The organism is Streptomyces rubrogriseus (assembly GCF_027947575.1).
GTDB classification, from domain to species: domain Bacteria; phylum Actinomycetota; class Actinomycetes; order Streptomycetales; family Streptomycetaceae; genus Streptomyces; species Streptomyces rubrogriseus.
Window position 1 is genome coordinate 2,325,776 of record NZ_CP116256.1, and the last position, 24,931, is coordinate 2,350,706.

The window sequence follows — 24,931 nt, forward strand, 5'->3', positions numbered from 1 at the left end:
TGGAACGCATCTGGAAACGTCCGTCCGGGTGAACGGGTTCCGGCAAAACGCGCCTCATGATCTTGTGACAGAAATGTGACCGTCGGTGCGTCCGTGGCCCGTGTTACCGGCCTGGGCTTCCCCGCTCCGGGGGCAGGGCATAGCGTGGCGGCATGGCACCGATTCCGACACCCCCCGCCGAGCCCCAGGACAGTCCGGACACCTACGTCGGCCTCGATTCCGACGCAGCCGAACGGCTGGCGCGGGAGCGGGGCTGGTCGACGGTGCGGTCACTGGCGCCGGGCACGGTCATCACCATGGAGTACCGGGTGGGGCGCCTCAACTTCGAGGTGAAGGACGGCCGGGTGTCCCGGGCCTGGAAGGGCTAGGGCGCAGGGCTGACCCGGGACCGGTCAGCCGCCCGACAGGGGTCGTGCGGTGGGCGCCGTGTTGCGGGTGTGCCGGTCGGTGTGCGGCGGCCGGCGGCTGCCGGCCGGGGTCACCGGCGTACGGTCCGAGCGGGCCGTGTGCGGGCCCGGCGCCAGGTGTGCCGGAGCCCGGGCGGTGCGGGGCGCGGCGACCGGCTCGCGGGCCGGTGCCCCGGGCCGGCTGCCGGAGCCGGTCGGGGTGACGGGTACGGGCGGGCCGAGCGGCCGCTTCGTGGTGCTCCGGCGGTCGTGACGGGTGTACAAGCGGTCGCGCAGACCGAGGATCCACGCCTCCGCACGGGTGATCAGCGGCTCGAACCAGGGAAGCGCCAGCAGGATCAGCAGGCCCGCCACCCAGCCCAGGAGCACGTCGCTGAGCCAGTGCGTGCCGAGGTAGACGGTGGACATGCCCACCCCGAGCGAGGTGACCGCGGAGATCGCGGACAGCCAGCGCCGGGTCCGGTGCGTCGAGGCCAGGTAGGCGAGGATGCCCCAGGTGACGACGGCGTTCGCGGTGTGACCGCTCGGAAATATATCGCCGCCGAGCCACATCTCGTTGGCGCCGATCGTGGTCGCGTAGTGCGGTCCCAGTCGCCCCATGCCGTACTTGGCGGCGCCGACCGTGACGTTCAGCAGGAGCAGCGAGACGCCCAGCGCCAGCAGCGGACGCAGGGTGTGCTGCCGCCAGGAGCGCCAGCCGAGCCAGGCCGCGACCATCACCGCGGTGGGGCCGCGCTGGCCGAGCACCACGTAGTAGTCGACGAACGCGTGGATCTCCGGCCACTGCTGGTAGGGCCGGAAGAACATGACCTGCCAGTCGAGCCGGACCAGCCACGAGCTGATCACTACGGCCCACACGATCGCGATGTAGAACGCGAGGGTCCCGGCGAACAGCGCGATCCTGTGCCGGGACATCTCCGGCACGTCCAGGAGCGCCGGTCGTTCCGGCTCCCGGTCCAGTCTCGCGAACACCCGGTCCAGACGGGTGGGCTTCCGTTCGGTACGCACCCAATCGACGTTACAGCGAGTGAGGAGTGATCCCGGCCGAATCAACGGGTTTGTGATGACGATGTGATGTGGGATTCCTCTCAGGCGGCGCCCTATTTCCGGGTAATCCGCAATCCCGTCCGGCCGTGGACTTCAATTCTTTTGATCTGTCCGGCCGGCGGTTTATCGTGCTTATGAATTCGTTCACCGAATGCTGGTGCGGAATTGTCCCGGCGGTCACCGGACGTACCCCCGCGGGCCGGGGCGGGCGGGTCAGGGCGGACCCGAGCCGTTCAGCCAGAACGCCCCGTACACCGCCGCCACCGCCGCGACACCGCACACCACCGGCGCCGACCTGGCGGTGCGCAGCCGGGCCAGGCCCACGGCCAGCGGGAACAGCAGCGGGAACGCGGGCAGCAGCAGCCTGGGCTTCGAGCCGAAGTAGCTCGACGCGCACAGGGCGAGCACGGTGACGAGCCCCGCGTACACCAGCAGCGGGAGCGGCTGGCGCTGCCGTACGCACACCACGTACAGCCAGACCAGGAGCGCGACCCCGACGATCAGCCCGACGCCCGCCAGGGCCCCCGGGAACGACGTGAACTTGGCGGCGACGAAGCGGGCGAAGGCCGCGCCGCCGTCGAAACCGTTGCGCCAGCCTGCCTGTACGTCGAGATAGCCGAGCGGGCCCTTGCCGGTGCGGTGGCCGACCCACAGGACGTAACCCGCCGCGCCCAGGGGTGCGAGCAGCATGCCGACCACGCGCCGCACGCCCGGAGCGCCGCCCTCGTCGCCCGCGCCCCCCTTGCCGCTCTCGCTCCGGCTTCGCGCGAACGCGGTGACCGCGGCCGCCCACACTGCCGCCGTCACGGCGAGCCCCACCGGGCGGGTCAGGCCGGCCAGCGCGGCCAGAGCCCCGGCCGTCACCCAGCGCCCGGTCAGCACCGCGTACAGCGACCAGGCGGCCAGCGCCGTGAACAGGGACTCGCTGTAGGCCATCGACTGCACGACGCCGACCGGCAGCACGGCCCACAGCAGCACCGCGCACACGCCGACGCGGCGGTCGTAGACGTGCTCCGCCACCGCGAAGATCCCCCAGGCCGCGGCGAGCGAGGCGAGCAGGGAGACGACGAACCCCGCGTCGGCGTACGACAGGGGCGTCAGCGCCGCGCCGAGCCGCTCCAGCCAGGGCAGCAGCGGGAAGAACGCCAGGTTGGAGTGCACGTCGCCATTGGGCAGCCGCACCTCGTAGCCGTACCCCAGCTCGGCGACCCTGGTGTACCAGAGGGAGTCCCAGCGGGCCGTCAGCAGCGTGTACGCGCTCTTGTCGCGCGCGGCGCTCCACAGGGCCAGGGCGAGCAGGCCCAGCGCGCGCACGGCCGCGTAGCCGAGGAGCGCCGGGGCGGCCCGGCGCAGGGCACCGGGCGGACCCGGGGCGCCCATGCGGGCCGCGCCGCGCGTTTCAAGATCGGTCACGGGCCCGATTATCCGTCGGCCGCGGGGGCGGGCGTCCCGCCGGGGCGGGTGGCACGGTGGCCGCAGTGGTGCATGCCACACGGGTGACGCGGGATGTGTGAGACCCGACACGTGTGCGATGCCCGGTCTCGCGTACTCTGGCGAGTCACTCGCGTTCCGTTGCACGGCCCGGAGCTCCCCCCCGCTCCTCTCCGGCCGAGCCGCCGGGGAGTCCCCACCCCGCGGCCCGCCGGACGCGAGGGAACATCTTGGAGGTACGTACATGTCCGGGACGACCACGGCTGCCGCCGCGCCGCGCCGTCGGGCGGCCGGGGCCGGTGCCAACCGCTGGGTGGTCCTGGTCGTCCTCTGCGTCAGCCTGCTGCTCGTCGCCGTGGACGCGACCGTGCTGCACGTGGCGGTCCCCGCCGTCACCGAGGACCTCCGGCCCGGCGCCATCGAGCTGCTCTGGATCGTCGACGTCTACCCGCTCGTCTGCGCCTCGCTGCTGATCCTCTTCGGCACGCTGGGCGACCGGGTGGGCCGCAGACGGGTCCTGCTGCTCGGCTACGCCCTCTTCGGCGTCGCCTCCGCGCTCGCGGCCCTCGCCGACACCGCCCAGGTGCTGATCGCGGCCCGCGCGCTGCTCGGCGTCGGCGGCGCCATGATCATGCCCGCGACGCTGTCGATCCTGCGGCAGGTCTTCCCCGACCGGCGGGAGCGGGCGCTGGCCATCGGCATCTGGAGCGCCGTGGCCGCGGTCGGCGCGGCGGTCGGCCCGCTGCTCGGCGGCTTCCTGCTCGAGCACTTCTGGTGGGGCTCGGTCTTCCTCGTCAACATCCCGCTGATGCTGGTCAGCCTGCCGGTGGGGCGGCTGCTGCTGCCCGAGTCGAAGGGCGACGGCCGCGGGCCCTGGGACGTGGTCGGGGCACTGATGGCGGCGGGCGGCCTGTTCGGGGTCGTCCTGGGCGTGAAGCGGCTGGGCGGCGGGGAGCCGGCGGCGAGCCTGCTCACCGTGCTGCCGCTGGTGCTGGGCGCGGCGCTGCTGGCGGGATTCGTACGGCGGCAGCGGCGGCGGACGTATCCGCTGGTCGACCTCGCGATGTTCCGGCGGCCGGCGTTCAGTACGTCGGTGGGGTGCATCGTGCTGGCCATGCTGGCGCTGGTGGGGCTCGAGCTGATCGCCGCGCAGTACCTGCAGCTGGTGCTCGGTCTTTCGCCGCTGGAGACCGGGCTGCGGCTGCTGCCGCTGACCTTCGCGGCGATGGCGGCGGGGCTTGCGGGGGCGCGGCTGCTGCGGCGGTTCGGGCCGCGGCGGACGGTGTGCGCGGGGTTCTGCCTGACGGCCTTCGCGGTGGTGCTGCTCACGGCGATGGGCCGGGCCGACAACTGCGCGCTGCTGCTGACCGGGTTCGTGCTGCTGGGCTTCGGTCTGGAGACGACGCTGTTCGGGGCGTACGAGTCGATGCTGAGCGAGGCGCCGCAGGAGCAGTCGGGGGGCGCGGCGGCGATCGGGGAGACCTCGTACCAGCTGGGCGCCGGGATCGGCATCGCCCTGCTGGGCAGTGTGATGAACGCGGCGTACGCGCCCGGGCTGACGGCGGGCGTGCCGGGGGTGCCGGCGCCGGCGTCGGCGGCGGCGGGGCATTCGCTGGGGGAGGCGTACGAGGTTGCCGCGCAGCTCGGGGGGCCTGCGGGGGTGGCGTTGCGGCGGGCCGCGGGGGACGCGTTCGTGCACGGGCTGCATGTGACGTTGGTGGTGAGTGCGGGGTTGTTGCTGCTGGGGGCGGTGATGGCGTTGCGGTTGCCGCGGGTGATGCAGTGCGAGGAGGCTTCCGTGCCCGCGCCCCGGGGGGCCGTGGAGTCCCAGTCCCGCGTCTCGGTGTGACCCCACGGCCTCCCACCCCGCACCACCCGTTCACCGTCGGGAGCGGGGTGGACGTCTCCCGTGGGTGGCCGAGGAGCGTCGGCGGCCGTCGACCGTCGCGGGTTCGGTCCCGGCGCTGCGGCATCGCGGGCCCGCGCGCAGTGCGCCGAGAACTGCCGGACCGCCTGCCGCGGGTCGTCTCCCCGCCACGACGGGCCGTCGCCGCTCTTCTCACCGCGGGTCGCCACCCACCCCCGACCCCCCACCGCAAGCCGCCGACGGCGGGTCACCCCTGCGGGCGACGTCCGCCTTGTTCCCGGCGGTGAACGAGTGGTGCGTGGGTGGGAGAGGGGCATGGTGGACGTGCGGAGCGCCGCATCGTAACGTCGGCAGCGACAGCCGTGACTAGCGGCGCTAGTTTAAGAGTCCCGAAGGGTGTCCCCATGGCCGCGTCCCCGAAGTTGCCCGCGTTCGACCCCGCCGACCCCCTAGGCATCGACGACCTGCTCGAGCCGGAGGACCTCGCCGTCCGGGACACCGTGCGGAGCTGGGCCGCGGACCGCGTGCTGCCGCACATCGCGGACTGGTACGAGAGCGGCGAGCTGCCCGGCATCCGGGAGCTCGCCCGGGAACTCGGGGGCATCGGCGCGCTCGGCATGTCGCTCGAGGGGTACGGCTGCGCCGGTGCGTCCGCCGTCCAGTACGGGCTCGCCTGTCTGGAGCTGGAGGCGGCCGACTCCGGCATCCGCTCCCTGGTCTCCGTGCAGGGCTCCCTCGCCATGTACGCCATCCACCGCTTCGGGAGCGAGGGGCAGAAGCAGGAGTGGCTGCCGCGCATGGCCGCCGGCGAGGTCATCGGGTGCTTCGGGCTGACCGAGCCCGACCACGGGTCCGACCCGGCCAACATGCGCACCAACGCCAAGCGGGACGCCGGCGGCGACTGGGTGCTCAACGGGCGCAAGATGTGGATCACCAACGGCTCGGTGGCCGGTGTCGCCGTCGTCTGGGCGCAGACCGAGGAGGGGATCCGCGGCTTCGTCGTGCCGACCGGCACTCCCGGCTTCTCGGCGCCCGAGATCAAGCACAAGTGGTCCCTGCGGGCCAGCGTCACCAGCGAACTGGTGCTCGACGACGTGCGGCTGCCCGCCGACGCCGTACTGCCGGAGGTGACCGGGCTGCGCGGACCGCTGAGCTGTCTCTCGCACGCCCGTTACGGCATCGTCTGGGGTTCGATGGGCGCGGCCCGCAGCTCCTTCGAGGCGGCCGTGGAGTACGCGAAGTCGCGGGAGCAGTTCGGGCGGGCCATCGGAGGCTTCCAGCTGACCCAGGCCAAGCTCGCCGACATGGCGGTCGAACTGCACAAGGGGATCCTGCTCGCCCACCACCTCGGGCGGCGCATGGACGCCGGCCGCCTGCGTCCCGAGCAGGTCAGCTTCGGCAAGCTCAACAACGTACGCGAGGCCATCGACATCTGCCGTACGGCCCGTACGATCCTCGGAGCCAACGGGATCTCCCTCGAATATCCCGTGATGCGGCACGCGACGAACCTGGAATCGGTGCTCACCTACGAGGGCACCGTCGAGATGCACCAGCTGGTGCTGGGCAAGGCGCTCACCGGACTCGACGCCTTCCGGTAGGAGGCCGGGGTGGGGCGGGGCCGTGGTGTGCGGCCCCGCCTCAGCTCTGGTTGAAGAAACCGTCGGACCGGTGCGCCCCGGCGTCGCCGCTGATGACCTGGGTGTCGGCCGGGCTCAGCAGGAACACCCGGGTGGACACCCGCTCGATCGAACCGCGCAGGCCGAAGATGAGCCCGGCCGCGAAGTCGACCACGCGCTTGGCGTCGGTGCCCTCCATGGCCGTCAGGTTGACGATGACCGGGACCCCGTCCCGGAACAGCTCACCGATGGCCCGTGCGTCCCGGAAGCTGTCCGGGGTGACCGTCGCGATGCGGCGGCCCTTCTCCTCGGCCACGTCCGAAGCCACCTTGACCCGCGGGTCCGTGACCCAGGCGTCCCCGGGCTGCTCGGTGCCCTCGGAGTAGTCGTCGTCGTAGTAACGCTCGTCATCGTTGTTGTCGTCGACGAGGCCGAGCCACGCACTCGCCTTGCGTACCGATCCCATGGACGCCTCCTCTCACAGCTGTCTTTCGTGCTTCCGCATCCCTATGGTCATCCATGATGCGGACGTCGCGCCAAGTGGATAGACGCCGCGCGGGGGGTTTGTGACGGTACTGGTGCACAGCGGATACGTCGAGAGTCCTTGTGTCCCAAGGGCCGTTTCCCAAACGGCTGCTGACTGTGAGTGAAATATGATTCTTCGCGGCACACGGGTGAGGACGGGTGCGTACGGGTGATGGCGGTGGTCGGTACGATGCCGCAGCTCAGCGTCGTACCAACCACGGGGGAGCGTCGTGTTCGGAATCGTCAGGCCGTGCAGGCACCGGCTCGGAGAGAGCCTCACGAGCCAGTGGATGGCTCATTTGTGCGGGTTGTGCCTCGCACTGCGCAAGGACCACGGACAGTTCGCGCGAATCGTGACGAACTATGACGGGCTGCTCATATCGGTTCTGACTGAGGCTCAGGCCGAGCGGGGCGGTGCGGGCGCCGGGCGGCGCACCGCCGGGCCCTGCCCGCTGCGCGGAATGCGCACCGCGTCCGTCGCGCACGGCGAGGGCGCCCGCCTCGCGGCGGCCGTCTCCCTGGTGCTGGCCTCGGCCAAGGTGCGCGACCACGTCGCCGACGGGGACGGCCTGCTGGCCCGCCGACCGGTGGCGCTCGCCGCCCGCCGGATCGCCACCGGCTGGGACGCGGCCGGGGCGCGCGGCGGCAGCGCCGTCGGCTTCGACACCGCCGTACTGGTCGACGCGGTGGACCGGCAGGGCGGCATCGAGGCGCTCGCGGGGCCCGGAACGCCCCTGCTCACCGTCACCGAGCCGACCGAGACCGCGACCGCCGCCGCCTTCGCGCACACCGCGCACCTCGCCGGGCGGCCGCACAACGCCGTGCCGCTCGCCGAGGCCGGGCGGCTCTTCGGCCGGCTCGCCCACCTCCTGGACGCCGTGGAGGACCGGGCGGCCGACGCCGCGTCCGGCGCCTGGAACCCGCTCACCGCCACCGGGACGCCGCTCACCGAGGCCCGGCGGCTCGCCGACGACGCCGTGCACGGGGTGCGGCTGGCCCTGCGGGAGGCCGAGTTCACCGACGGGCGGCTGGTGCACCGGCTGCTCGTGCACGAGCTGGGCAGTTCCGTGGACCGCGCGTTCGGCACCGTCTCGTGCGCCCACGGCAGCCATCCGTACGCCCCTCCCGGCGCGCCCGGCACCCCGGGGCTCCCGGCGGCCCCGGTGGGCCGACGCCCCCGGAGCCGCCGCGCCGCGACCGGCGCGGGCTGCTCGCCGGCTGTGCCGTGTGGCTGGGGCTGGCCTGCACGTGCCAGATGTGCTGCGGCACCTTCAACGACCCGTGGAGCGGCCAGCGCAGGGAAGGGCTCTGCTCCCAGTGCGACTGCGGCAACTGCTGCGACTGCTGTGACTGCTGCAGCAACTGCTGCGGCGACGACGGGTGCGGCTGCGGCTGCGACGGCTGCGACTGCGGGTGCAGCTGCTGAGACGCCGTCAGTCCGTCAGCCCGTCAGTCCGTCAGCCCGTCAGTCCGTCAGTCCTTCAGCTCGGGTGGTGAGATCTCGGACTTCGCTGTCGCCGACTCCGTCGTGCCCCACTTCTTCAGGATGCGGGCGTACGTTCCGTCGGCGATCAGTCCGTTCACCGCGGCCTGGAGGGCGGGCGCCAGGTCGGAGCCCTTCTTCAGCGCGAAGCCGACGTCCAGGCGGTGGAACTCGTTGAGGAACTTCAGGCCCTGCTGGTGGGCGACGGCGTAGCGCAGACCGTTGATGGTCGACATCACGACATCGCTGCGCCCCTGCTGGAGCGAGGACCACAGCGCGCCGGGCTCGCTGTACGTCTGCACCGTGTACGCCGTGTCGCCCGCGTCCGTGCACAGGTGCCGGCTCTCCTCCAGCGTGGCCTCGAAGGTGGTGCCCGCGCCGGTCGCCACCTTCCGCCCGCACAGCTGCCTCAGGTCGGTGACCTCGGACAACTCGCTGTCCTCGCGGGCGGCGAAGCCCTGGCCGTCGTTGATGTACGTGACGAAGTCGATGGTCCCGCGCCGTTCATCGGTCACTCCGAAGTTGCTGGCGCCGATGTCGTACTTGCCGCTGTCCAGGGCCGGCAGGATCGCTTCGAAGGACGCCTGTTCGGTCTTGAGGCCGATGTCGAGCGCCTGGGCGACCGCGTGCGCGAAGTCCACGTCCTGGCCGGTCAGCGTCTTGCCGTCGGGCAGGTAGGTGGTGCCCGGCGGGGTGCCGCCGACGCTGACGGCGAGGGTGAGTTCCGTGGTGCCCCGCGGCAGCAGCCGCACCGCGTCCGCGTTCCGCCGGACGCCGGAGACGACGTCCGTGGTGGGAACCGCGTCGGAGCCGGCCGCCGTGCCCGCGGCGTCCGCGGCGGGATCACCGGAGCCGCACGCCGTGAGCAGCAGGGCGGCAGAGGTGATCAGGGCGAAAGGGAGGAAGAGTCGTTTTCGGGCACGCGTGGGCGTACGCATCGTCAGTGGTCTCCTGAGAGCGAAGGCATGGGGCGGCGCGAGGGGAGGGGTGTGCGTGCGCGTGTGAAGGCGGGTCGACGGCAGGTCGAACCAGGGAGGGCCCCGACGGGATCAGACGATCAGGGCAGGCAGGGGGGTCGGCTCAACAGGAACAGGACCACACTCGACCGAAGTCGATGTGGGAGCGCGTGACCAGCCACTGCTGTGGATGCATGGGCCAAGTGGAACAGGCATCCGCTTCCGCGTCAACGAACCGAGACGTGCGGCTCACAGTGTGGACAGCCTTGACAGCGGACGGAAACAGCCCCGTACTCTCGGCGGACGGCCGTGCTGAGGGGCTCGACCGTGTGAAGGCACCACCCACCGTGTCCGACTGACTCGATGTCACGGAGCCTTCGCATGTCCTCCGACACCCTCGCCAAGTCCGCCGCCCCACCGGACACCCCGGACGGGACGGACCTCCCGCGGATCGTCCCGCAACGCCACCCCGGCCAGTGGACGGCCGCCGCGATCGTCCTCGTCCTCCTCGCTCTCGCCGTCAACTCCGTACTGCGCAACGAGGCGTTCCAGTGGGGCGTCGTCGCGGACCGGTTCACCTCCGACGCCGTCCTGCGCGGCCTGTGGCTCACCCTCTGGCTCACCGCCGTCGTCATGCTCCTCGGCTTCGCGCTGGGCACCCTGCTCGCCGCGTTCCGGCTCTCCGCCAACCCCGTGCTGCGCGCGGTGAGCCGGGGCTACGTGTGGCTGTTCCGGTCGATACCGGTCCTGGTGCAGCTGTTGCTGTGGTTCAACATCGGCGCCCTGTACCCGCGGGTCCTCGGTGTGCGGACGGTCGACCTGCTCGGCCCGGTCACCGTGGCGATCATCGGCCTCACGCTCCACGAGGCCGCGTACGCCGCCGAGGTGGTGCGCGGCGGCATCCTCTCCGTGGACCGCGGCCAGGTCGAGGCCGCGCAGGCGCTCGGCCTGAGCCGGTGGCGCCGGTGGCGGCGGATCGTCCTGCCGCAGGCCATGCGCTCCATCGTGCCGCCGGCCGGGAACATGCTGATCGGCACCCTCAAGGGCACCTCCATCGTCAGCGTCATCGCCGTACAGGACCTGCTCTACTCGGTGCAGCTCGTCTACCACCGCACCTACCAGGTCATCCCGCTGCTGATGGTGGCCACCGTCTGGTACACCGTCATCACCTCGCTGCTCGGCATCGGCCAGTACTACGTCGAGAAGCACTACGCCCGCGGCACGGAGCGCTCCCGATGACCCGCCCCGCGCCGGGCCCCCGCGCCTCGCTGGTCGTGGTCGGCGCCGGACCGCGCGGCACCGGACTGCTGGAGCGCATCGCCGCCAACGCACCCGAGCTGTACGACGGCCGCGGCCTCGACATCCACCTCGTGGACCCGCACCCGCCGGGCGCCGGACGCGTCTGGCGCACCCGGCAGTCGCCACTGCTGTGGATGAACTCGCACGCCGAGGACGTCACGATGTTCACCGACGACACGGTCGAGATGGCCGGTCCCGTGCGGCCGGGGCCCACCCTGCACGAGTGGGCGGCCCTGGACGGCCGCACCTTCGCCGACCGGCGGACCCAGGGCACGTATCTGCGCTGGGTGTACCGGCACGCCGTGGCGGGTCTGCCCCCGGCCGCCGTCGTCCACCACCACGCGCGCCGCGCCGTACGGGTGGAGGGCGCGCGCGGGGAACGCCAGCGGGTGTGGCTGGAGGGCAGCGACACCCCGCTCCCCGCCGACCTGGTCGTCCTCACCCTCGGCCACCTGGACGCCGACCCCGACCGTGAGCAGCGGGAGTTGTCGGCGTACGCCCGCGCGCACGGCCTGGTCCACCTCCCGCCGGACTTCACCGCCGACAGCGACCTGTCCGCGCTGCGCCCCGGCGAGCCGGTCCTCGTGCGCGGACTCGGGCTGGCCTTCGTGGACCTGATGGTGCTGCTCACCGAGGGCAGGGGCGGACGGTACGACGGGGACACCTACCTGCCCTCCGGACGCGAACCGGTGCTGTACGTCGGCTCGCGGCGCGGGGTGCCGTACCACGCGAAGATCGGCTACGACTGGACCGGGGACCGGCCGCCGCTGCCGAGGTTCTTCGGGCCCGCCGAGACCGAGGCGCTGCTCGCCCGGCCGGACGGCTTCGACTTCCGGCGCGACGTGTGGCCGCTGGTCGAGAAGGAACTGGGCTTCGCCCACTACCACCGCCTGTTCACGGCCCATCCGGAACGGGTGCGCACCGACCGGGCCGGCTTCGAGACGCGGTACGCCGCCGCCGGCCCGAACGAGCGGGCGGCCCTCGTCGCCGCCGCGGTGCCCGACCCCGCCGACCGGCTCGACCTCGCCGCCCTCGACCGCCCCCTGCACGCCGTGCGGTACGGCTCGGACGCGGAGCTCCAGGCGGGGCTGCGCCAGTACGTCGAGGCCGACCTGCGCCGCCGGCACGACCCGGCGCACAGCCCGGACCTGGCGGTCTTCCTCGCCCTGCTCTCCGTGTACGGACAGCTCGTCCGGCTCGGCGACGTCGGCGGCTGGTGGCACGGCTTCTTCAGCCTCCTCGCCTCGGGGCCGCCCGGGCCCCGGCTGCGGCAACTGCTCGCCCTGTCCCGGGCCGGCGTCGTCCGCTTCCTGGGCGCCGGGACGACGGTCACCGCCCAGGACGGAGTGTTCCGGGCGACGAGCACCACCGTGCCGGGCGCCGCCGTCGAAGCCCGGGCGCTGGTCGAGGCTCGGCTGCCGCACCCCACCGTCGAACGCGCCCGCGATCCGCTGCTGCGCGCGCTGCACGCCGACGGCGCCGGCGCGACCCCGGACGGACTGCTGACCGTGGACCGCACCGACGGACGCGTGCTGGACCGGGACGGGCGACCGCATCCCCGCCGGTTCGCGCTCGGCCCGCACACCGACGCGCGCGGCTCGGGCGCGTTCACCCGGCCCCGCACCGGCGGCGTGGCCTTCCGGCAGAACGACGCCACCGCGCGGGCCGTACTGAACTTCCTGCGGGCGCCCGAGGGGCCCGCGGCACCGCCCCGTCCCCTGCTCGAGGAGTCCGCGCGATGAGTATCACCGGTGACCCGGACGTCATGGTCGACATCAGATCCGTGCATAAGAGCTTCGGCCCGCTTCAGGTGCTCAAGGGCATCGACCTCACCGTGCGCACCGGCGAGGTGACCGTGGTCCTCGGTCCGTCCGGTTCCGGCAAGTCGACGCTGCTGCGCACCGTCAACCACCTGGAGAAGGTGGACCGGGGCGTGATCAGCGTCGGCGGCGACCTCATCGGCTACCGGCGAAGCGGCGACCGGCTGCGCGAGCTGCCCGAGCGCGAGGTCCTGAGACAGCGCACGCGGATCGGTTTCGTCTTCCAGAACTTCCACCTCTTCCCGCACCTGACCGTGCTGGAGAACATCACCGAGGCCCCGGTCTCCGCGCTGAAGCGCCCGCGCCGCGAGGCCGTCGAGGCGGCCCGGCGGCTCCTGCAGCGGGTGGGGCTCGCGGACAGGGCCGACGCCTTCCCGCGACAGCTCTCCGGCGGACAGCAGCAGAGAGTGGCCATCGCGCGGGCGCTCGCCCTGGAGCCGCGACTGCTCCTGTTCGACGAGCCGACGTCCGCACTCGACCCCGAACTGGTCGGCGAGGTGCTCGACGTGATCAAGGGCCTGGCCCGCCAGGGCACCACCATGATCGTCGTCACCCACGAGATCGGCTTCGCCCGCGAGGTCGCCGACACGGTGGTCTTCATGGACGACGGACGCATCGTCGAACAGGGCCCGCCCGGCGACGTACTGGACCGCCCGCGGCACGAGCGCACGCGGGCCTTCCTCTCCAAGGTCCTGTGACGACAGGGCTGTCGGCACAGACAGAAAGGGATGACCCCGCATGACCTCCCCCCACGGCAGGCGGCGGCTGCACCTGGCCACCGCACTGGACCGGCGGTCGGTGTACGACGCCGACGCGTACGTGTCGGCCGCCCGGCTCGCCGAACGCGGTGCGCTCGACTTCGTGACCCTGGACGACAGCCTCGCCCGGCCGGGTCCCGACGCGCTCGCGGTCCTGTCCCGGCTGGCGCCCGCCACGCGGCGCGTCGGTCTGGTCCCCACCGTCACCACCACCCACACCGAGCCCTTCCACGTCCAGGCGGCCGTGGCGACCCTGGACTGGGTCAGCCGCGGCCGGGCCGGCTGGCGGATCGAGGTGTCCACCACCGAGGGCGAGGCCCGCCTCTTCGGCCGCCGGCACGCGGCACCCGCCGACGCGCTCTGGCAGGAGGCCGGCGAGGTCGCCGACGTGGCGGCGCGCCTGTGGGACAGCTGGGAGGACGACGCCGAGATCCGGGACGCGGCCACCGGCCGCTTCGTCGACCGGGACAAGCTCCACCACGTCGACTTCACCGGCGCCGCCTTCTCCGTCAAGGGCCCCTCGATCGTGCCGCGGCCCCCGCAGGGGCACCCCGTGCGCGTGGTCGACGCCACCGGCCGGGCCGCACGGGCGGTCGCCGCCCGGTACGCCGACGTGGCCCTCGTGCGCACCGCGCTCCCCGCCCGGGCCGCCGCCGCGCGGGCCGAACTGCGGGCGGCCGCCGAGGCGTACGGCCGCGACCCGGACGAGCTGCGGGTCCTCGCCGCCCTGGACGTCGACCTCGGCGACGGCGAGTACGCGGCCGAACCGGGGCACGGCGGGGGCGGCCCCCGCGCCACCCCGCACGGCCCGCTGTACCGCGGCGGCCCCGTCGACCTGGCCGAACTGATCGTCTCCTGGCACCGGGACGGCACCGTCGACGGCTTCCACCTCACCCCCGTCGAGCCGCGCCGGGACCTGGAACGCCTCGTCAACGGCACGGTGTCCCTGCTCCAGCACCGGGGCCTGTTCCGCACCTTCTACCCGGGCAGCACGCTCCGGGACCACCTGGGCCTGACCCGGCCCGCCAGCCAGTACACCGTCGCGCAGGGAGCGTCATGACCGGACCGAAACCGAGGCAGCCGAAGCCGATGCACCTCGCCGCGCACTTCCCCGGGGTCAACAACACCACCGTCTGGGCCGATCCGCGCTCGGGCTCGCAGATCGACTTCGGCTCCTTCGAGCACCTCGCCCGCACCGCCGAACGCGGCCTGTTCGACTTCTTCTTCCTCGCCGAGGGACTGCGGCTGCGCGAGCACAAGGGCCGCATCCACGACCTGGACGTGGTCGGCCGCCCCGAGTCGCTGACCGTGCTGAACGCGCTCGCCGCCGTCACCGACCGCCTGGGCCTCGCCGCCACGGTCAACGCCACCTTCAACGAGCCCTACGAACTCGCCCGCCGGCTCGCCACCCTGGACCACCTCAGCGGCGGCCGGGCGGCCTGGAACGTGGTGACCTCCTCCGACGCCTTCACCGGCGAGAACTTCCGGCGCGGCGGCTACCTGGACCGGGCCGAGCGGTACACCCGCGCCGCCGAGTTCGTGGCCACCGCACGGGAGCTGTGGGACTCCTGGGCCCCGGACGGCACCCCCCGCCCCTTCGCCCACCACGGGCGGCACTTCGACATCGCGGGCGAGTTCACCCTGCCCCGCTCCCCGCAGGGGCACCCGGTGGTGATCCAGGCGGGCGACTCCGACGAGGGCCGGGAGTTCGCCGCCTCGTCGGCGGACGTGATCTTCACCCGGCACGGCACCCTGGACGCGGGCCGTGCCTTCTACGCCGACGTCAAACGCCGCCTGGCGAGGTACGGCCGAAGCCCCGGCGATCTCAAGATCATGCCCGGCGTCACCGTCGTCCTCGGGGACACCGCCACCGAGGCGCGGGAGCGGGCCGAGGAGATCCGGTGGCAGCAGGTCTCCCCGCAGACGGCACTGCTCACGCTGGAGCAGATCTGGGGCGTCGACCTGTCCGGGTACGACCCCGACGGGCCGCTGCCCGACGTCGACCCGGTCGCCGACCCGCAGCTCAGCCAGGGGCGGACCCGGCAGGGCGACAGCGTCGCGACCGCCGAGAAGTGGCGGGCGCTGGCGCAGGAGCGGGGACTGTCCATCCGGCAGACCGTGATCGAGGCGGGTGCCCGGCAGTCCTTCGTCGGCACGCCCGAGCAGGTCGCCGCCGAACTGACCGAGTTCGTGGGGCGGGACGCCGCCGACGGCTTCATCCTCGTACCGCATCTGACCCCGGGCGGGCTGGACGAGTTCGTGGACCGGGTGGTCCCGTTGCTGCAGGAGCGCGGCGCGTTCCGTACCGCGTACGAGGGCACCACCCTGCGTTCCCACCTCGGTCTGTCCGACCCGGTGTGGAAGGCTTGAGCCATGACGAAGGGCTCATCCGGCGACACACCGGACAAGGCATCCGACCGCGCACCCGGCGACGCGTCCGAGGCGTCCGACGCGTGGAAGCGGTGGCACGAGCAGCGCGTCGCCACGGTCTCGGCGCCCTACGGGCCGCTCGCGCTGACCGGCACGCACTGGCTGGAGGATCATCCGGACGGGCAACTTCCGGACATCCCCGGCCGGTGGACGACGGACGGCGACGCGGTGCTGCTGACGGCCGGCCGCGCGGACGGGCTCACCGTGGACGGGCGGCTCCTGGACGGCGAGGCACGGCTCACGGCCGACCGGGGGCCGGTGGACGCGGCCCGGGTGGCCCGCGGGGAGCGGCGGCTGGTCGTGCTGGTCCGCGAGGGTCTGTGGGGCGTCCGTGACTTCGACCCGGCCGCCCCCGCGCGGCGGGCGTTCCGCGGCATCGCGGCCACGCCGTACGACCCGCGCTGGTCGGTGCCGGGCCGCTTCACCCCGTACGACACGGGGCGGCGCAGCGTGCGGGTGCCGAACGCGGACGGCCGGGAGCGCGGGCTGGCGCTCGGCGGGGAGCTGGCCTTCGAGCTGGACGGACGGGGGCACACCCTCCAGGTGGGCGTCGAGGACGACGGCTCCCTGTGGGCCGTCTTCGCCGACGCCACCAGCGGGAGCACCAGTTACCGCTTCCGGTTCCTGCGCCCGGCCGCGCCGGACGCCGAGGGGCGTACGACGGTCGACCTCAACCGTGCGCTGCTGCCGCCGTGCGCGTTCGCCGACCACTTCGTCTGTCCCTTCCCGCCGCCGGGGAACACCCTGGCGGCCCGCGTCGAGGCGGGGGAGCGCGAACTGCGCTGACGCCGTCGGGGGGTTGGTAAAGGTCGTTCAAAGCTTGACGGCCGAAAGGCGCTCTTGCGCCGACCGGACGTTCGGCCGAATACTCCAACCTCAGCGCTTGTCAGGGGCACGACGTACTCGGAACCCGGAGGTCCGTCCCTGGCTGCGCCTCACGGGCCCCCACCCCCACGAGAGGGGCCCCCGACTTCCCCTGTGGAGGAACGAAAAGTGAGGATCAAGCGCACCACCCCCCGCAGCGGCATCACGAGACGGACTCGGCTGATCGCCGTGTCCACCGGCCTCGTGGCCGCGGCCGCCGTCGCGATCCCCAGCGCCAACGCGGCACCCACCCCGGCCACCTTCAGCGCCGCCGAGCTGAGCAGCGCCGGCAACGCGGTACTCCAGGCCGACGTCCCCGGCACCGCCTGGGCCGTCGACAGCAAGTCCGGCCGGGTGCTGCTCACCGTGGACAGCACCGTCTCCCAGGCCGAGATCGCGAAGATCAAGGAGCAGGCCGGCGACAAGGCCGGCGCGCTCACGATCAAGCACACCCCCGGCAAGTTCAACAAGCTCATCCAGGGCGGCGACGCCATCTACGCGAGCAGCTGGCGCTGCTCCCTCGGCTTCAACGTCCGCACCAGCAGCGGCGCCGAGTACTTCCTGACCGCCGGTCACTGCACCGACGGCGCCGGCGCCTGGCGGGCCAGCTCCGGAGGCACCGTCATCGGACAGACGGCGGGCTCCAGCTTCCCGGGCAACGACTACGGCATCGTGCAGTACACCGGCTCCGTCTCCCGGCCCGGCACCGCCAACGGCGTGGACATCACCCGCGCCGCCACCCCGAGCGTGGGTACCACCGTCATCCGTGACGGCTCCACCACCGGCACCCACAGCGGCCGGGTCACCGCCCTGAACGCCACCGTCAACTACGGCGGCGGCGACGTCGTCGGCGGGCTGATCCAGACCACGGTCTGCGCCGAGCCCGGCGACTCCGGCGGCTCGCTCTACGGCAGCAACGGCACCGCGTACGGTCTGACCTCCGGCGGCAGCGGCAACTGCTCCTCCGGCGGTACGACGTTCTTCCAGCCGGTGACGGAGGCCCTGAGCGCCTACGGCGTCAGCGTCTACTAAAGCGCGACCGGCAGCACGACGAGCCCCCGTACACCGCGGCGACGGTGTGCGGGGGCTCAGCCCGTGCCTCCGGGCCGGCACCGTCTCCCGCGGCCGGACCGGTGCGGCGCGGGTGGCGCAGTCCTCGATCAGCGTGCGGGTGATCGACGGGGACGGCAGGCCTCACCGGCGTGGCCGCCGGGCCCCGGCGCCTCGTGAAGAAGTCATGCCCGGAAGCCTCCGGCGTGCCGTTCTCCCCGTCTTCCACCCAGGGGCGAAACCCGGTCTCCCACCGGAGGGGGAGACCACCGCCGCCTCCCCGCTCTCGCGAGGAAGAGGTGAAGGCCGTGTGACCGCGCTGGAGTTGTCGTGCGCACGTCCTGGAGTCGACCTTGTGTGCGGCCTGTGGAATCGGAAGAGTTAACGCTCGTCAACCAGCCTTCCGGTCCGCGAGGTCCCCACAACCTCCGGGCCGACCCCCCACAGGAGGACGTGAGTTGAAGCACCGACGCATACCCAGGCGGCGGGTCGCCGTGGTGGGTGCGGGAATCACCGCACTGGTCGCGGCCGGAGTCACCTTCCAGACCGCGAACGCCAGCGAGGCCCCTGAGACCGCCGCGCCCGAGACCCTGTCGGTCACGGCGGCCGGAGAGCTCGCCTCGACGCTGCTCGGCGACCTCGGCGCCGACGCGGCGGGCACGTACTACGACGCGCAGGCCAAGAGTCTCGTCGTCAACGTGCTCGACCAGAGCGCCGCGCAGACCGTCGAGGAGGCCGGCGCCAAGGCCAGAGTCGTCGAGAACTCGCTCGCCGACCTGAAGAGCGCGCGCACCGCCCTCACGAAGGACGCGACGATCCCGGGTACGTCCTGGGCGACCGACCCGACCACCAACAAGGTCGTCGTCACCGCCGACCGCACGGTCTCCGAGGCCGAACTGGCCAAGCTGACCAAGGTGGTCGATGGACTGGGCGCCAAGGCCGAACTCAAGCGGACCAAGGGCGAGTACAAGCCCTTCGTCGCGGGCGGCGACGCCATCACCGGAGGCGGCGGGCGCTGCTCGCTCGGCTTCAACGTGACCAAGGGCGGCGAGCCGTACTTCATCACCGCCGGCCACTGCACCGAGTCCATCTCGACCTGGTCGGACTCCTCCGGGAACGTCATCGGCGAGAACGAGGCGTCCAGCTTCCCGGACAACGACTACGGCCTGGTCAAGTACACCGCCGACGTGGACCACCCGAGCGAGGTGAACCTCTACAACGGCTCCTCGCAGGCCATCTCGGGCGCCGCCGAGGCCACCGTCGGCATGCAGGTGACCCGCAGCGGTTCCACCACCCAGGTGCACGACGGGACGGTGACCGGCCTGGACGCCACCGTGAACTACGGCAACGGCGACATCGTCAACGGCCTGATCCAGACCGACGTCTGCGCCGAGCCCGGCGACAGCGGCGGCTCGCTCTTCTCGGGCGACCAGGCCATCGGCCTCACCTCCGGCGGCAGCGGCGACTGCACCTCGGGCGGCGAGACCTTCTTCCAGCCGGTGACGGAGGCCCTGTCGGCCACCGGTACGCAGATCGGCTGAGCAGTACCCGCACACCAGTGAAGTCCCGTCCCGCGCGCGAGGGGCGGGACTTCCGCGTGTCAGGCCGGGGCTCCCGCGCGCGTACGACGGTCAGGCGGCCGGTGACGCGGGCAGGTCCGTCTGGGGCCGCCCCCGGCGCGGCAGCGCGGCCGCCAGCATCGTGATCACCGTCCCCGCCACCGCCCACGCCCACAGCACCAGCAGGGAGGCGGTCACGTCGTTCCCCTTGAAGTAGGCGATCGAGCGGGCCGCCCAGGTGCCGGCGCCCGGTGGCAGCGCCGGACCGATCGCCTTCCAGAACGGCGGGAGCAGCGGCAGCGGGAAGGCGCCGCCCGCGCTCGGGTTGCCCGCGATCACCACCAGCAGGATCGCGAGACCGATGCCGACGATCCCGAAGACGCCCTGGAGGGCCAGCGTGGCGGCGCCCACCGCGAAGGTGATCAGCGCGCCGAGCCCCCACAGGTCCAGCACGCTGCCGGGCAGCGCGCCCAGGACCGGCCCGATGATCACCGCGCCGCCGAGCCCGCCGACGATCGCGACCAGGGCCATCACGATGAGCCGGATCGCCGCCCGGCGCGGGTTGGCCGGCCGGGCGCCGGTGCTGATCGCCAGGATCGAGGCGCACAGGTAGCCGCCGACGCACCAGCCCACGACCAGGTAGAAGGACGACAGCCCGTCGAAGTCGTGGCGGGAGGCCGGGGCCACGTCGACCACCCGCACCGCGCGTCTTTCGGCCTGCTCCGCCTTGCCGACGATGCCCTCGAGGGTGGTGGCGAGGACGGTGCCGCCGCCGGAGGCGACCAGCAGGGTGTCCTGCCTGCCGTCGGGGTCCAGGACCAGGGCGCCGTCGATCTCCCGGTTCATGATCTGCCGCCGGGCGGCCGCCTCGTCGGCCACCGTGCGCGGGTCCAGCGGGGAGCCGGGCAGCCCTTCCAGCCGGTCCACCGTCTGCCCGGCGGCCGCCCCGGGCGCGGCCACCCCGAAGGGCACGTCCTTGGGCCGCGGGTCGTGCAGCGCCCCCACGTAGGAGGCGATGAACAGCAGCTGGAGCGCGATCACGCCGAGCACGAGCAGGGTGGCCCGCGGGGTGACGGCGTCCCTCACCTCACCGAGGAAGGAGCCGCTTCGCGTGCCGGGGCCCGGTGTGTGTGACATGTCCCCACAGTCCGGGTCGGGGAGCGTTTGCGCAGGTGGGGCGGGGCCGAACGGATGTCGCACACACATTCGATGATGGGGGTATGGTGGGTGGAGTAGCTGGGAACAGACGTTCGATAATGGCGTTCGGGTCCACATGGGCATGCGTCGGTTCATGAGTCGGGAGGTGCGTGATGCCGGGTTTCACGCATCTGCACACCGTCTCCGGGTTCTCCGCCCGCTACGGCGCCTCCCACCCGGAGCGGCTGGCCGAGCGCGCCGTCGAGCGGGGCATGGACGCCCTCGCCCTCACCGACCGCGACACCCTCGCGGGGACGGTCCGTTTCGCCAAGGCCTGCGCGAAGGCGGGCGTCCGTCCCCTGTTCGGCGCGGAGCTGGCCCTCGCCGCCCCCGAGTCCGGAGCCGACCGCACGGACACCTCGGTACGCCGGGACCGCCGCCGCGTTCCCGTGCGCGGCGGCGCCTTCGTCGACGAGTCGGCCCCCCGGGTGACCTTCCTCGCCCGGGACGGCGCCCGCGGCTGGGCCGACCTGTGCCGCCTGGTCTCCGCCGCCCACACGGCCGAGGGCACCCCGCTGCTGTCCTGGCCCGACAACCACGCCGACGGCCTGACCATACTGCTCGGCCCCGGCTCCGACGTCGGCCGCGCCCTCGCCGCCGGGCGTCCCGACCGCGCCGCGCGGCTCCTCGCCCCCTGGCGTGAGGTCTACGGCGACGCCCTGCGCCTGGAGGCCGTCTGGCACGGCCGCGAGGGCACCGGCCCCGGCTCCCTGCGGCTGGCCTCCCGCACCGTCGGCTTCGCCGCCGAGCAGGGGGTGCGGCCGGTGCTCTCCAACGCCGTCCGCTACGCCGACCCCGGCCAGGGCGAGGTCGCCGACGTCCTGGACGCCGCCCGCCGCCTGGTCCCGATCGACGCCACCAGGGAACTGGACTCCGGCGAGGCCTGGCTCAAGGACGCCGGTGCCATGCGGGACGCCGCCGAGCGGATCGTCGAGTCCGCGGGTTTCCGGCGCGACACCGCCCACCGCCTGCTGGAGCAGACCCGGGCCACGGCCGCCGAGTGCCTGGTCGACCCCGAGGACGACCTCGGCATGGGCGCCGTCCACTTCCCCGAACCGCACCTGGTGGGCGCCGGGCGGCGCACCGCCCAGCGGGCGCTCGCCTCCCGGGCGGCGGCGGGCATGGTGCGGCGCGGCTACGACCGGCGCCGGGACCGCCGGGAGTACTGGGAGCGGATGCACCACGAGCTGGACATCATCGCCCACCACGGCTTCGCCTCGTACTTCCTCACCGTCGCCCAGGTCGTGGACGACGTACGGCACATGGGCATCCGGGTCGCCGCGCGCGGTTCCGGCGCGGGCTCGCTCGTCAACCACCTGCTCGGCATCGCCCACGCCGACCCGGTCGAGCACGGGCTGCTGATGGAGCGGTTCCTGTCCAAGGAGCGGGTGGTGCTGCCCGACATCGACATCGACGTGGAGTCCGCGCGCCGGCTCGAGGTCTACCGCGCGATCATCGGCCGGTTCGGCACCGAGCGGGTCGCCACCGTGGCCATGCCGGAGACGTACCGGGTCCGCCACGCCATCCGCGACGTGGGCGCTGCCCTGTCCATGGACCCGGCCGAGATCGACCGGGTCGCCAAGTCCTTCCCGCACATCCGCGCCCGCGACGCCCGCGCGGCGCTGGAGGAGCTGCCCGAACTCAAAGCGCTGGCGGGGGAGCAGGAGCGGTACGGCAAGCTCTGGGAGCTGGTCGAGGGCCTCGACGCCCTCCCGCGCGGCGTCGCCATGCACCCCTGCGGCGTCCTCCTGTCCGACGCCTCCCTGCTCTCCCGTACGCCGGTCATGCCGACCAGCGGCGAGGGCTTCCCGATGGCGCAGTTCGACAAGGACGACGTCGAGGACCTCGGGCTGCTCAAGCTGGACGTGCTCGGGGTGCGGATGCAGTCGGCGATGGCGCACGCGGTCGCCGAGGTGAAGCGGGCCACCGGCACCGAGGTCGACCTGGACGCCGTGCCCGAGGGCGACCCCGCGACGTACCGGATGATCCAGTCCGCCGAGACGCTGGGCTGTTTCCAGATCGAGTCGCCGGGCCAGCGGGACCTGGTCGGCAGGCTCCAGCCGTCGACCTTCCACGACCTCGTGGTCGACATCTCGCTCTTCCGGCCGGGACCGGTCGCCGCCGACATGGTGCGGCCGTTCATCGAGGCCCGGCACGGGCGGGCGCCGGTGCGTTATCCGCACGAGGACCTGGCCGAGCCGCTGGAGGGGACGTACGGGGTCGTCGTCTTCCACGAGCAGATCATCGACATCGTCGCCATCATGACCGGCTGCGGACGCGGCGAGGCGGACCGGGTGCGCCGCGGCCTCTCCGATCCGGAGTCGCAGGGGCGGATCAAGGTGTGGTTCGCCCAGCACGCGACGGCGAACGGCTACGACGCGGAAACGATTCAGCGCACCTGGGAGATCGTCGAGGCGTTCGGCAGCTACGGCTTCTGCAAGGCGCACGCCGTCGCCTTCGCGGTGCCGACGTACCAGTCGGCGTGGCTGAAGGCGCACCACCCGGCCGCCTTCTACGCGGGCCTGCTCACCCACGACCCCGGCATGTACCCCAAGCGGCTGCTGCTGGCGGACGCGCGGCGGCGCGGGGTGCCGATCCTGCCGTTGGACGTGAACGAGTCGGGGGTCGCACACAGGATCGAACTGGTGTCTGAATCAAGGTCACGGAAGCCCGCCACGTGGGGACTCCGGCTCGCCCTCTCCGACGTGCACGGCATCAGCGAGGCCGAGGCGGAGCGGATCGCCGCGGGGCAGCCCTACGCCTCCCTGCTCGACTTCTGGGAACGGGCCCGCCCCAGCAGGCCGCTGGCCGGACGGCTCGCCCAGGTCGGCGCGCTGGACGCGTTCGGCGCCAACCGCCGGGACCTGCAACTGCACCTGACCGAACTGCACCGCGGCGCCCGGGGCGGACGCGGCGACCAGCTGCCCCTGGCCGGGGGCCGCAAGACCGCCTCCGCCGGACTGCCCGACCTCACCTCGGCGGAGCGGCTCAGCGCCGAACTCGGCGTGCTGTCCATGGACGCCTCGCGCAACCTGATGGACGACCACCGCACCTTCCTGCGCGAGCTGGGCGTGGTGTCGGCCAAGCGGCTGCGCGAGGCGCGGCACGGGGAGACGGTGCTGGTCGCGGGCGCCAAGGCGGCCACCCAGACCCCGCCGGTCCGCTCCGGCCGCCGGGTCATCTTCTCCACCCTGGACGACGGCTCGGGACTGGTCGACCTCGCCTTCTTCGACGACTCGCACGACGCCTGCGCGCACACCGTCTTCCACTCGTGGCTGCTGCTGGTGCGCGGGGTGGTGCAGCGGCGCGGCCCGCGCAGCCTCAGCGTGGTCGGCTCCGCCGCCTGGAACCTCGCCGAACTGCTGGAGGTCCGCCGGGAGGAGGGCCTGGAGGGCGTCGCCGCCCGGCTGGCCGCAGGGGGCGCAGGCCAGGAGGGCGACGACCCCGAGGGCGGCCCGGCGCGCCGCCGTCTCGCCGGTTCGGACGGGCAACCCGCGCCGGCCGGCTCCGCGGCCCAGGACCCGATGGAGCAGCGGAAGATCCGCATGTCCACCGGGTACGAGATGCACCCCTGGGCCGATCTGCGCCCCGCGGGCGAAGGGCCCGCGGTCGGAAGGAAGTTGTGGCACCAGAGTCCGGGGAGTGCGGGATGACGATCCTCTGCGTACGTTTCCAGCTGCCGCCGACGCGCGAGGCGGCCCTGCCCGAACTGCTCGGGCTCCTCGAGGAGTTCACGCCGGTCGTCGAGGCGCTGCCACCCGACGGCGCGCTGGCCGACCTGCGCGGCGCCGAACGGTATTTCGGGCGCGACGCCGTGGAACTGGCCTCGGTGATCCGGGTGCGCGCCCTCGCGCTGTACGGCGTCGACTGCGTGATCGGCGCCGGACCCGGTCCGATGCTGGCCCGCATGGCCCTGCGCGACGCCCGCCCGGGACTGACCCGCACGGTGCCCGGCGGCGAGGAGCGCGCGTTCCTCGACGGCAAGCCCGTCGCCGCACTGCCCGGCGTCGGCACCGCGACCGCCCGCACCCTGTGCGAGTACGGCCTCGACACCCTCGGCCGGGTCGCTGCCGCGCCGCTGTCCACGCTCCAGCGCCTGGTCGGCGCGAGGACCGGCCGCGAGCTGCATGAGAAGGCCCAGGGCGTCGACCGCGGCCGGGTCGTCCCCAACGGCGTCTCCCGGTCCCTGGCCGCCGACCGCCCCTTCGACCGCGACGAACTCGACCCCGACCGCCACCGCCGCGCCCTGCTCTCGGCCGCCGGAGACCTGGGCGCCCGGCTGCGCGCCGTGGACAAGGTCTGCCGCACCCTCACCCTCACCGTCCGCTACGCCGACCGGTCGGCCACCACTCGCAGCCGCACCCTGAAGGAGCCGACCGCGCACTCGGCGGCCCTGACCCGGACCGCCTACGACCTGTACGAAGCGCTCGGCCTCCAGCGCGCCCGGGTCCGTTCGATCGCTCTGCGCGCCGAGGGGCTCACGTCCGCCGAACACGCCTCCCACCAGCTCACCTTCGACCCCGTGGACGAGAAGGTCCGCCGGATCGAGGAGGTCGCGGACCGCGCGCGGGCGAAGTTCGGGCCGAAGGCGGTGATGCCGGGGTCGCTGGCGGCGTGAGGCC

The 24,931-nt window shown here is 73.2% G+C and carries 18 protein-coding genes and 1 pseudogene; 14 read left to right on the forward strand and 5 right to left on the reverse strand.

Going from position 1 to position 24,931, the window contains the following annotated elements:
• Window positions 1–152 precede the first annotated feature (152 nt).
• Window positions 153–368 (forward strand): I78 family peptidase inhibitor, encoded by a 216-nt coding sequence (locus Sru02f_RS10250; RefSeq protein WP_003977071.1) that lies wholly within the window; start codon window positions 153–155, stop codon window positions 366–368.
• 24 nt (window positions 369–392) lie between these two features.
• Here Sru02f_RS10250 and Sru02f_RS10255 read toward each other — a convergent pair whose 3' ends face one another.
• Both Sru02f_RS10255 and Sru02f_RS10260 read right to left on the reverse strand, forming a co-directional pair.
• Window positions 393–1,415, reverse strand: coding sequence for a phosphatase PAP2 family protein (locus Sru02f_RS10255; protein WP_109033562.1), 1,023 nt, complete (start codon window positions 1,413–1,415; stop codon window positions 393–395).
• A gap of 252 nt (window positions 1,416–1,667) precedes the next feature.
• On the reverse strand, window positions 1,668–2,867 hold the full coding sequence (locus Sru02f_RS10260; protein WP_109033563.1) for a glycosyltransferase family 39 protein: 1,200 nt from the start codon (window positions 2,865–2,867) through the stop codon (window positions 1,668–1,670).
• A 262-nt stretch (window positions 2,868–3,129) separates the two neighbouring features.
• Between Sru02f_RS10260 and Sru02f_RS10265 the strand changes: the two genes are divergently transcribed.
• The gene (locus Sru02f_RS10265; protein ID WP_109033564.1) at window positions 3,130–4,734 is read left to right on the forward strand and encodes an MFS transporter; all 1,605 of its coding nucleotides are present in this window, start codon (window positions 3,130–3,132) and stop codon (window positions 4,732–4,734) included.
• A 422-nt stretch (window positions 4,735–5,156) separates the two neighbouring features.
• Entirely contained in the window at window positions 5,157–6,350 is a 1,194-nt protein-coding gene (locus Sru02f_RS10270; protein WP_109033566.1) for an acyl-CoA dehydrogenase family protein, read from the forward strand.
• Window positions 6,351–6,390: 40 nt separating this feature from the next.
• Here the strand turns inward: Sru02f_RS10270 and Sru02f_RS10275 are convergent, their stop codons facing one another.
• Window positions 6,391–6,834 (reverse strand): cell division protein SepF, encoded by a 444-nt coding sequence (locus Sru02f_RS10275; RefSeq protein ID WP_109033567.1) that lies wholly within the window; start codon window positions 6,832–6,834, stop codon window positions 6,391–6,393.
• A gap of 349 nt (window positions 6,835–7,183) precedes the next feature.
• On the opposite strand from Sru02f_RS10275, the pseudogene Sru02f_RS10280 reads away from it, so the two are divergent.
• Window positions 7,184–8,319, forward strand: a pseudogene (locus Sru02f_RS10280) (DUF5685 family protein).
• 47 nt (window positions 8,320–8,366) lie between these two features.
• Here Sru02f_RS10280 and Sru02f_RS10285 read toward each other — a convergent pair.
• Window positions 8,367–9,314 carry an ABC transporter substrate-binding protein gene (locus tag Sru02f_RS10285; protein ID WP_109033569.1) on the reverse strand — a complete coding sequence of 316 codons (948 nt, stop codon included), beginning with the start codon at window positions 9,312–9,314 and terminating at the stop codon, window positions 8,367–8,369.
• A 399-nt stretch (window positions 9,315–9,713) separates the two neighbouring features.
• On the opposite strand from Sru02f_RS10285, the gene Sru02f_RS10290 reads away from it, so the two are divergent.
• The 8 genes from Sru02f_RS10290 to Sru02f_RS10325 all read left to right on the forward strand — a co-directional run bounded on the left by Sru02f_RS10290 (window position 9,714) and on the right by Sru02f_RS10325 (window position 19,094).
• A complete protein-coding gene (locus tag Sru02f_RS10290) occupies window positions 9,714–10,571 on the forward strand; it encodes an amino acid ABC transporter permease (protein WP_109033570.1) in 858 nt (285 codons plus the stop codon).
• Window positions 10,568–12,373 carry an FAD/NAD(P)-binding protein gene (locus tag Sru02f_RS10295; RefSeq protein WP_109033571.1) on the forward strand — a complete coding sequence of 602 codons (1,806 nt, stop codon included), beginning with the start codon at window positions 10,568–10,570 and terminating at the stop codon, window positions 12,371–12,373. Before Sru02f_RS10290 ends, Sru02f_RS10295 begins: the two co-directional genes overlap by 4 nt.
• Window positions 12,370–13,149 carry an amino acid ABC transporter ATP-binding protein gene (locus Sru02f_RS10300; protein ID WP_109033572.1) on the forward strand — a complete coding sequence of 260 codons (780 nt, stop codon included), beginning with the start codon at window positions 12,370–12,372 and terminating at the stop codon, window positions 13,147–13,149. Before Sru02f_RS10295 ends, Sru02f_RS10300 begins: the two co-directional genes overlap by 4 nt.
• Before the next feature lie 40 nt (window positions 13,150–13,189).
• Window positions 13,190–14,269, forward strand: coding sequence for an LLM class flavin-dependent oxidoreductase (locus Sru02f_RS10305; RefSeq protein WP_109033573.1), 1,080 nt, complete (start codon window positions 13,190–13,192; stop codon window positions 14,267–14,269).
• Window positions 14,266–15,579 (forward strand): NtaA/DmoA family FMN-dependent monooxygenase, encoded by a 1,314-nt coding sequence (locus Sru02f_RS10310; RefSeq protein WP_109033574.1) that lies wholly within the window; start codon window positions 14,266–14,268, stop codon window positions 15,577–15,579. The genes Sru02f_RS10305 and Sru02f_RS10310 overlap by 4 nt, the downstream gene beginning before the upstream one ends.
• A 3-nt stretch (window positions 15,580–15,582) precedes the next feature.
• Window positions 15,583–16,425 carry a DUF1684 domain-containing protein gene (locus tag Sru02f_RS10315; protein ID WP_109033575.1) on the forward strand — a complete coding sequence of 281 codons (843 nt, stop codon included), beginning with the start codon at window positions 15,583–15,585 and terminating at the stop codon, window positions 16,423–16,425.
• A 207-nt stretch (window positions 16,426–16,632) separates the two neighbouring features.
• The gene (locus Sru02f_RS10320) at window positions 16,633–17,535 is read left to right on the forward strand and encodes a S1 family peptidase (protein WP_109033576.1); all 903 of its coding nucleotides are present in this window, start codon (window positions 16,633–16,635) and stop codon (window positions 17,533–17,535) included.
• A 476-nt stretch (window positions 17,536–18,011) separates the two neighbouring features.
• Window positions 18,012–19,094 carry a S1 family peptidase gene (locus tag Sru02f_RS10325; RefSeq protein ID WP_109033577.1) on the forward strand — a complete coding sequence of 361 codons (1,083 nt, stop codon included), beginning with the start codon at window positions 18,012–18,014 and terminating at the stop codon, window positions 19,092–19,094.
• A 90-nt stretch (window positions 19,095–19,184) separates the two neighbouring features.
• Here the strand turns inward: Sru02f_RS10325 and Sru02f_RS10330 are convergent, their stop codons facing one another.
• Window positions 19,185–20,249: an ABC-2 transporter permease gene (locus Sru02f_RS10330; protein ID WP_109033578.1), complete on the reverse strand. Its 1,065-nt coding sequence runs from the start codon at window positions 20,247–20,249 to the stop codon at window positions 19,185–19,187.
• A gap of 173 nt (window positions 20,250–20,422) precedes the next feature.
• On the opposite strand from Sru02f_RS10330, the gene Sru02f_RS10335 reads away from it, so the two are divergent.
• On the forward strand, window positions 20,423–23,962 hold the full coding sequence (locus Sru02f_RS10335) for a DNA polymerase III subunit alpha (RefSeq protein WP_109033579.1): 3,540 nt from the start codon (window positions 20,423–20,425) through the stop codon (window positions 23,960–23,962).
• Window positions 23,959–24,927 carry a DNA polymerase Y family protein gene (locus Sru02f_RS10340; protein WP_109033580.1) on the forward strand — a complete coding sequence of 323 codons (969 nt, stop codon included), beginning with the start codon at window positions 23,959–23,961 and terminating at the stop codon, window positions 24,925–24,927. The genes Sru02f_RS10335 and Sru02f_RS10340 overlap by 4 nt, the downstream gene beginning before the upstream one ends.
• Window positions 24,928–24,931 lie beyond the last annotated feature (4 nt).

Excerpts from the sequence above, each read along its gene's own strand:
- Sru02f_RS10250 (WP_003977071.1), top strand. The coding sequence starts at position 153 with ATGGCACCGATTCCGACACCCCCCGCCGAGCCCCAGGACAGTCCGGAC.
- Sru02f_RS10265 (WP_109033564.1), top strand. The coding sequence starts at position 3,130 with ATGTCCGGGACGACCACGGCTGCCGCCGCGCCGCGCCGTCGGGCGGCC.
- Sru02f_RS10270 (WP_109033566.1), top strand. The coding sequence starts at position 5,157 with ATGGCCGCGTCCCCGAAGTTGCCCGCGTTCGACCCCGCCGACCCCCTA.
- Sru02f_RS10275 (WP_109033567.1), bottom strand. The coding sequence starts at position 6,834 with ATGGGATCGGTACGCAAGGCGAGTGCGTGGCTCGGCCTCGTCGACGAC.
- Sru02f_RS10285 (WP_109033569.1), bottom strand. The coding sequence starts at position 9,314 with ATGCGTACGCCCACGCGTGCCCGAAAACGACTCTTCCTCCCTTTCGCC.
- Sru02f_RS10290 (WP_109033570.1), top strand. The coding sequence starts at position 9,714 with ATGTCCTCCGACACCCTCGCCAAGTCCGCCGCCCCACCGGACACCCCG.
- Sru02f_RS10295 (WP_109033571.1), top strand. The coding sequence starts at position 10,568 with ATGACCCGCCCCGCGCCGGGCCCCCGCGCCTCGCTGGTCGTGGTCGGC.
- Sru02f_RS10300 (WP_109033572.1), top strand. The coding sequence starts at position 12,370 with ATGAGTATCACCGGTGACCCGGACGTCATGGTCGACATCAGATCCGTG.
- Sru02f_RS10305 (WP_109033573.1), top strand. The coding sequence starts at position 13,190 with ATGACCTCCCCCCACGGCAGGCGGCGGCTGCACCTGGCCACCGCACTG.
- Sru02f_RS10310 (WP_109033574.1), top strand. The coding sequence starts at position 14,266 with ATGACCGGACCGAAACCGAGGCAGCCGAAGCCGATGCACCTCGCCGCG.
- Sru02f_RS10315 (WP_109033575.1), top strand. The coding sequence starts at position 15,583 with ATGACGAAGGGCTCATCCGGCGACACACCGGACAAGGCATCCGACCGC.
- Sru02f_RS10330 (WP_109033578.1), bottom strand. The coding sequence starts at position 20,249 with ATGTCACACACACCGGGCCCCGGCACGCGAAGCGGCTCCTTCCTCGGT.
- Sru02f_RS10335 (WP_109033579.1), top strand. The coding sequence starts at position 20,423 with ATGCCGGGTTTCACGCATCTGCACACCGTCTCCGGGTTCTCCGCCCGC.
- Sru02f_RS10340 (WP_109033580.1), top strand. The coding sequence starts at position 23,959 with ATGACGATCCTCTGCGTACGTTTCCAGCTGCCGCCGACGCGCGAGGCG.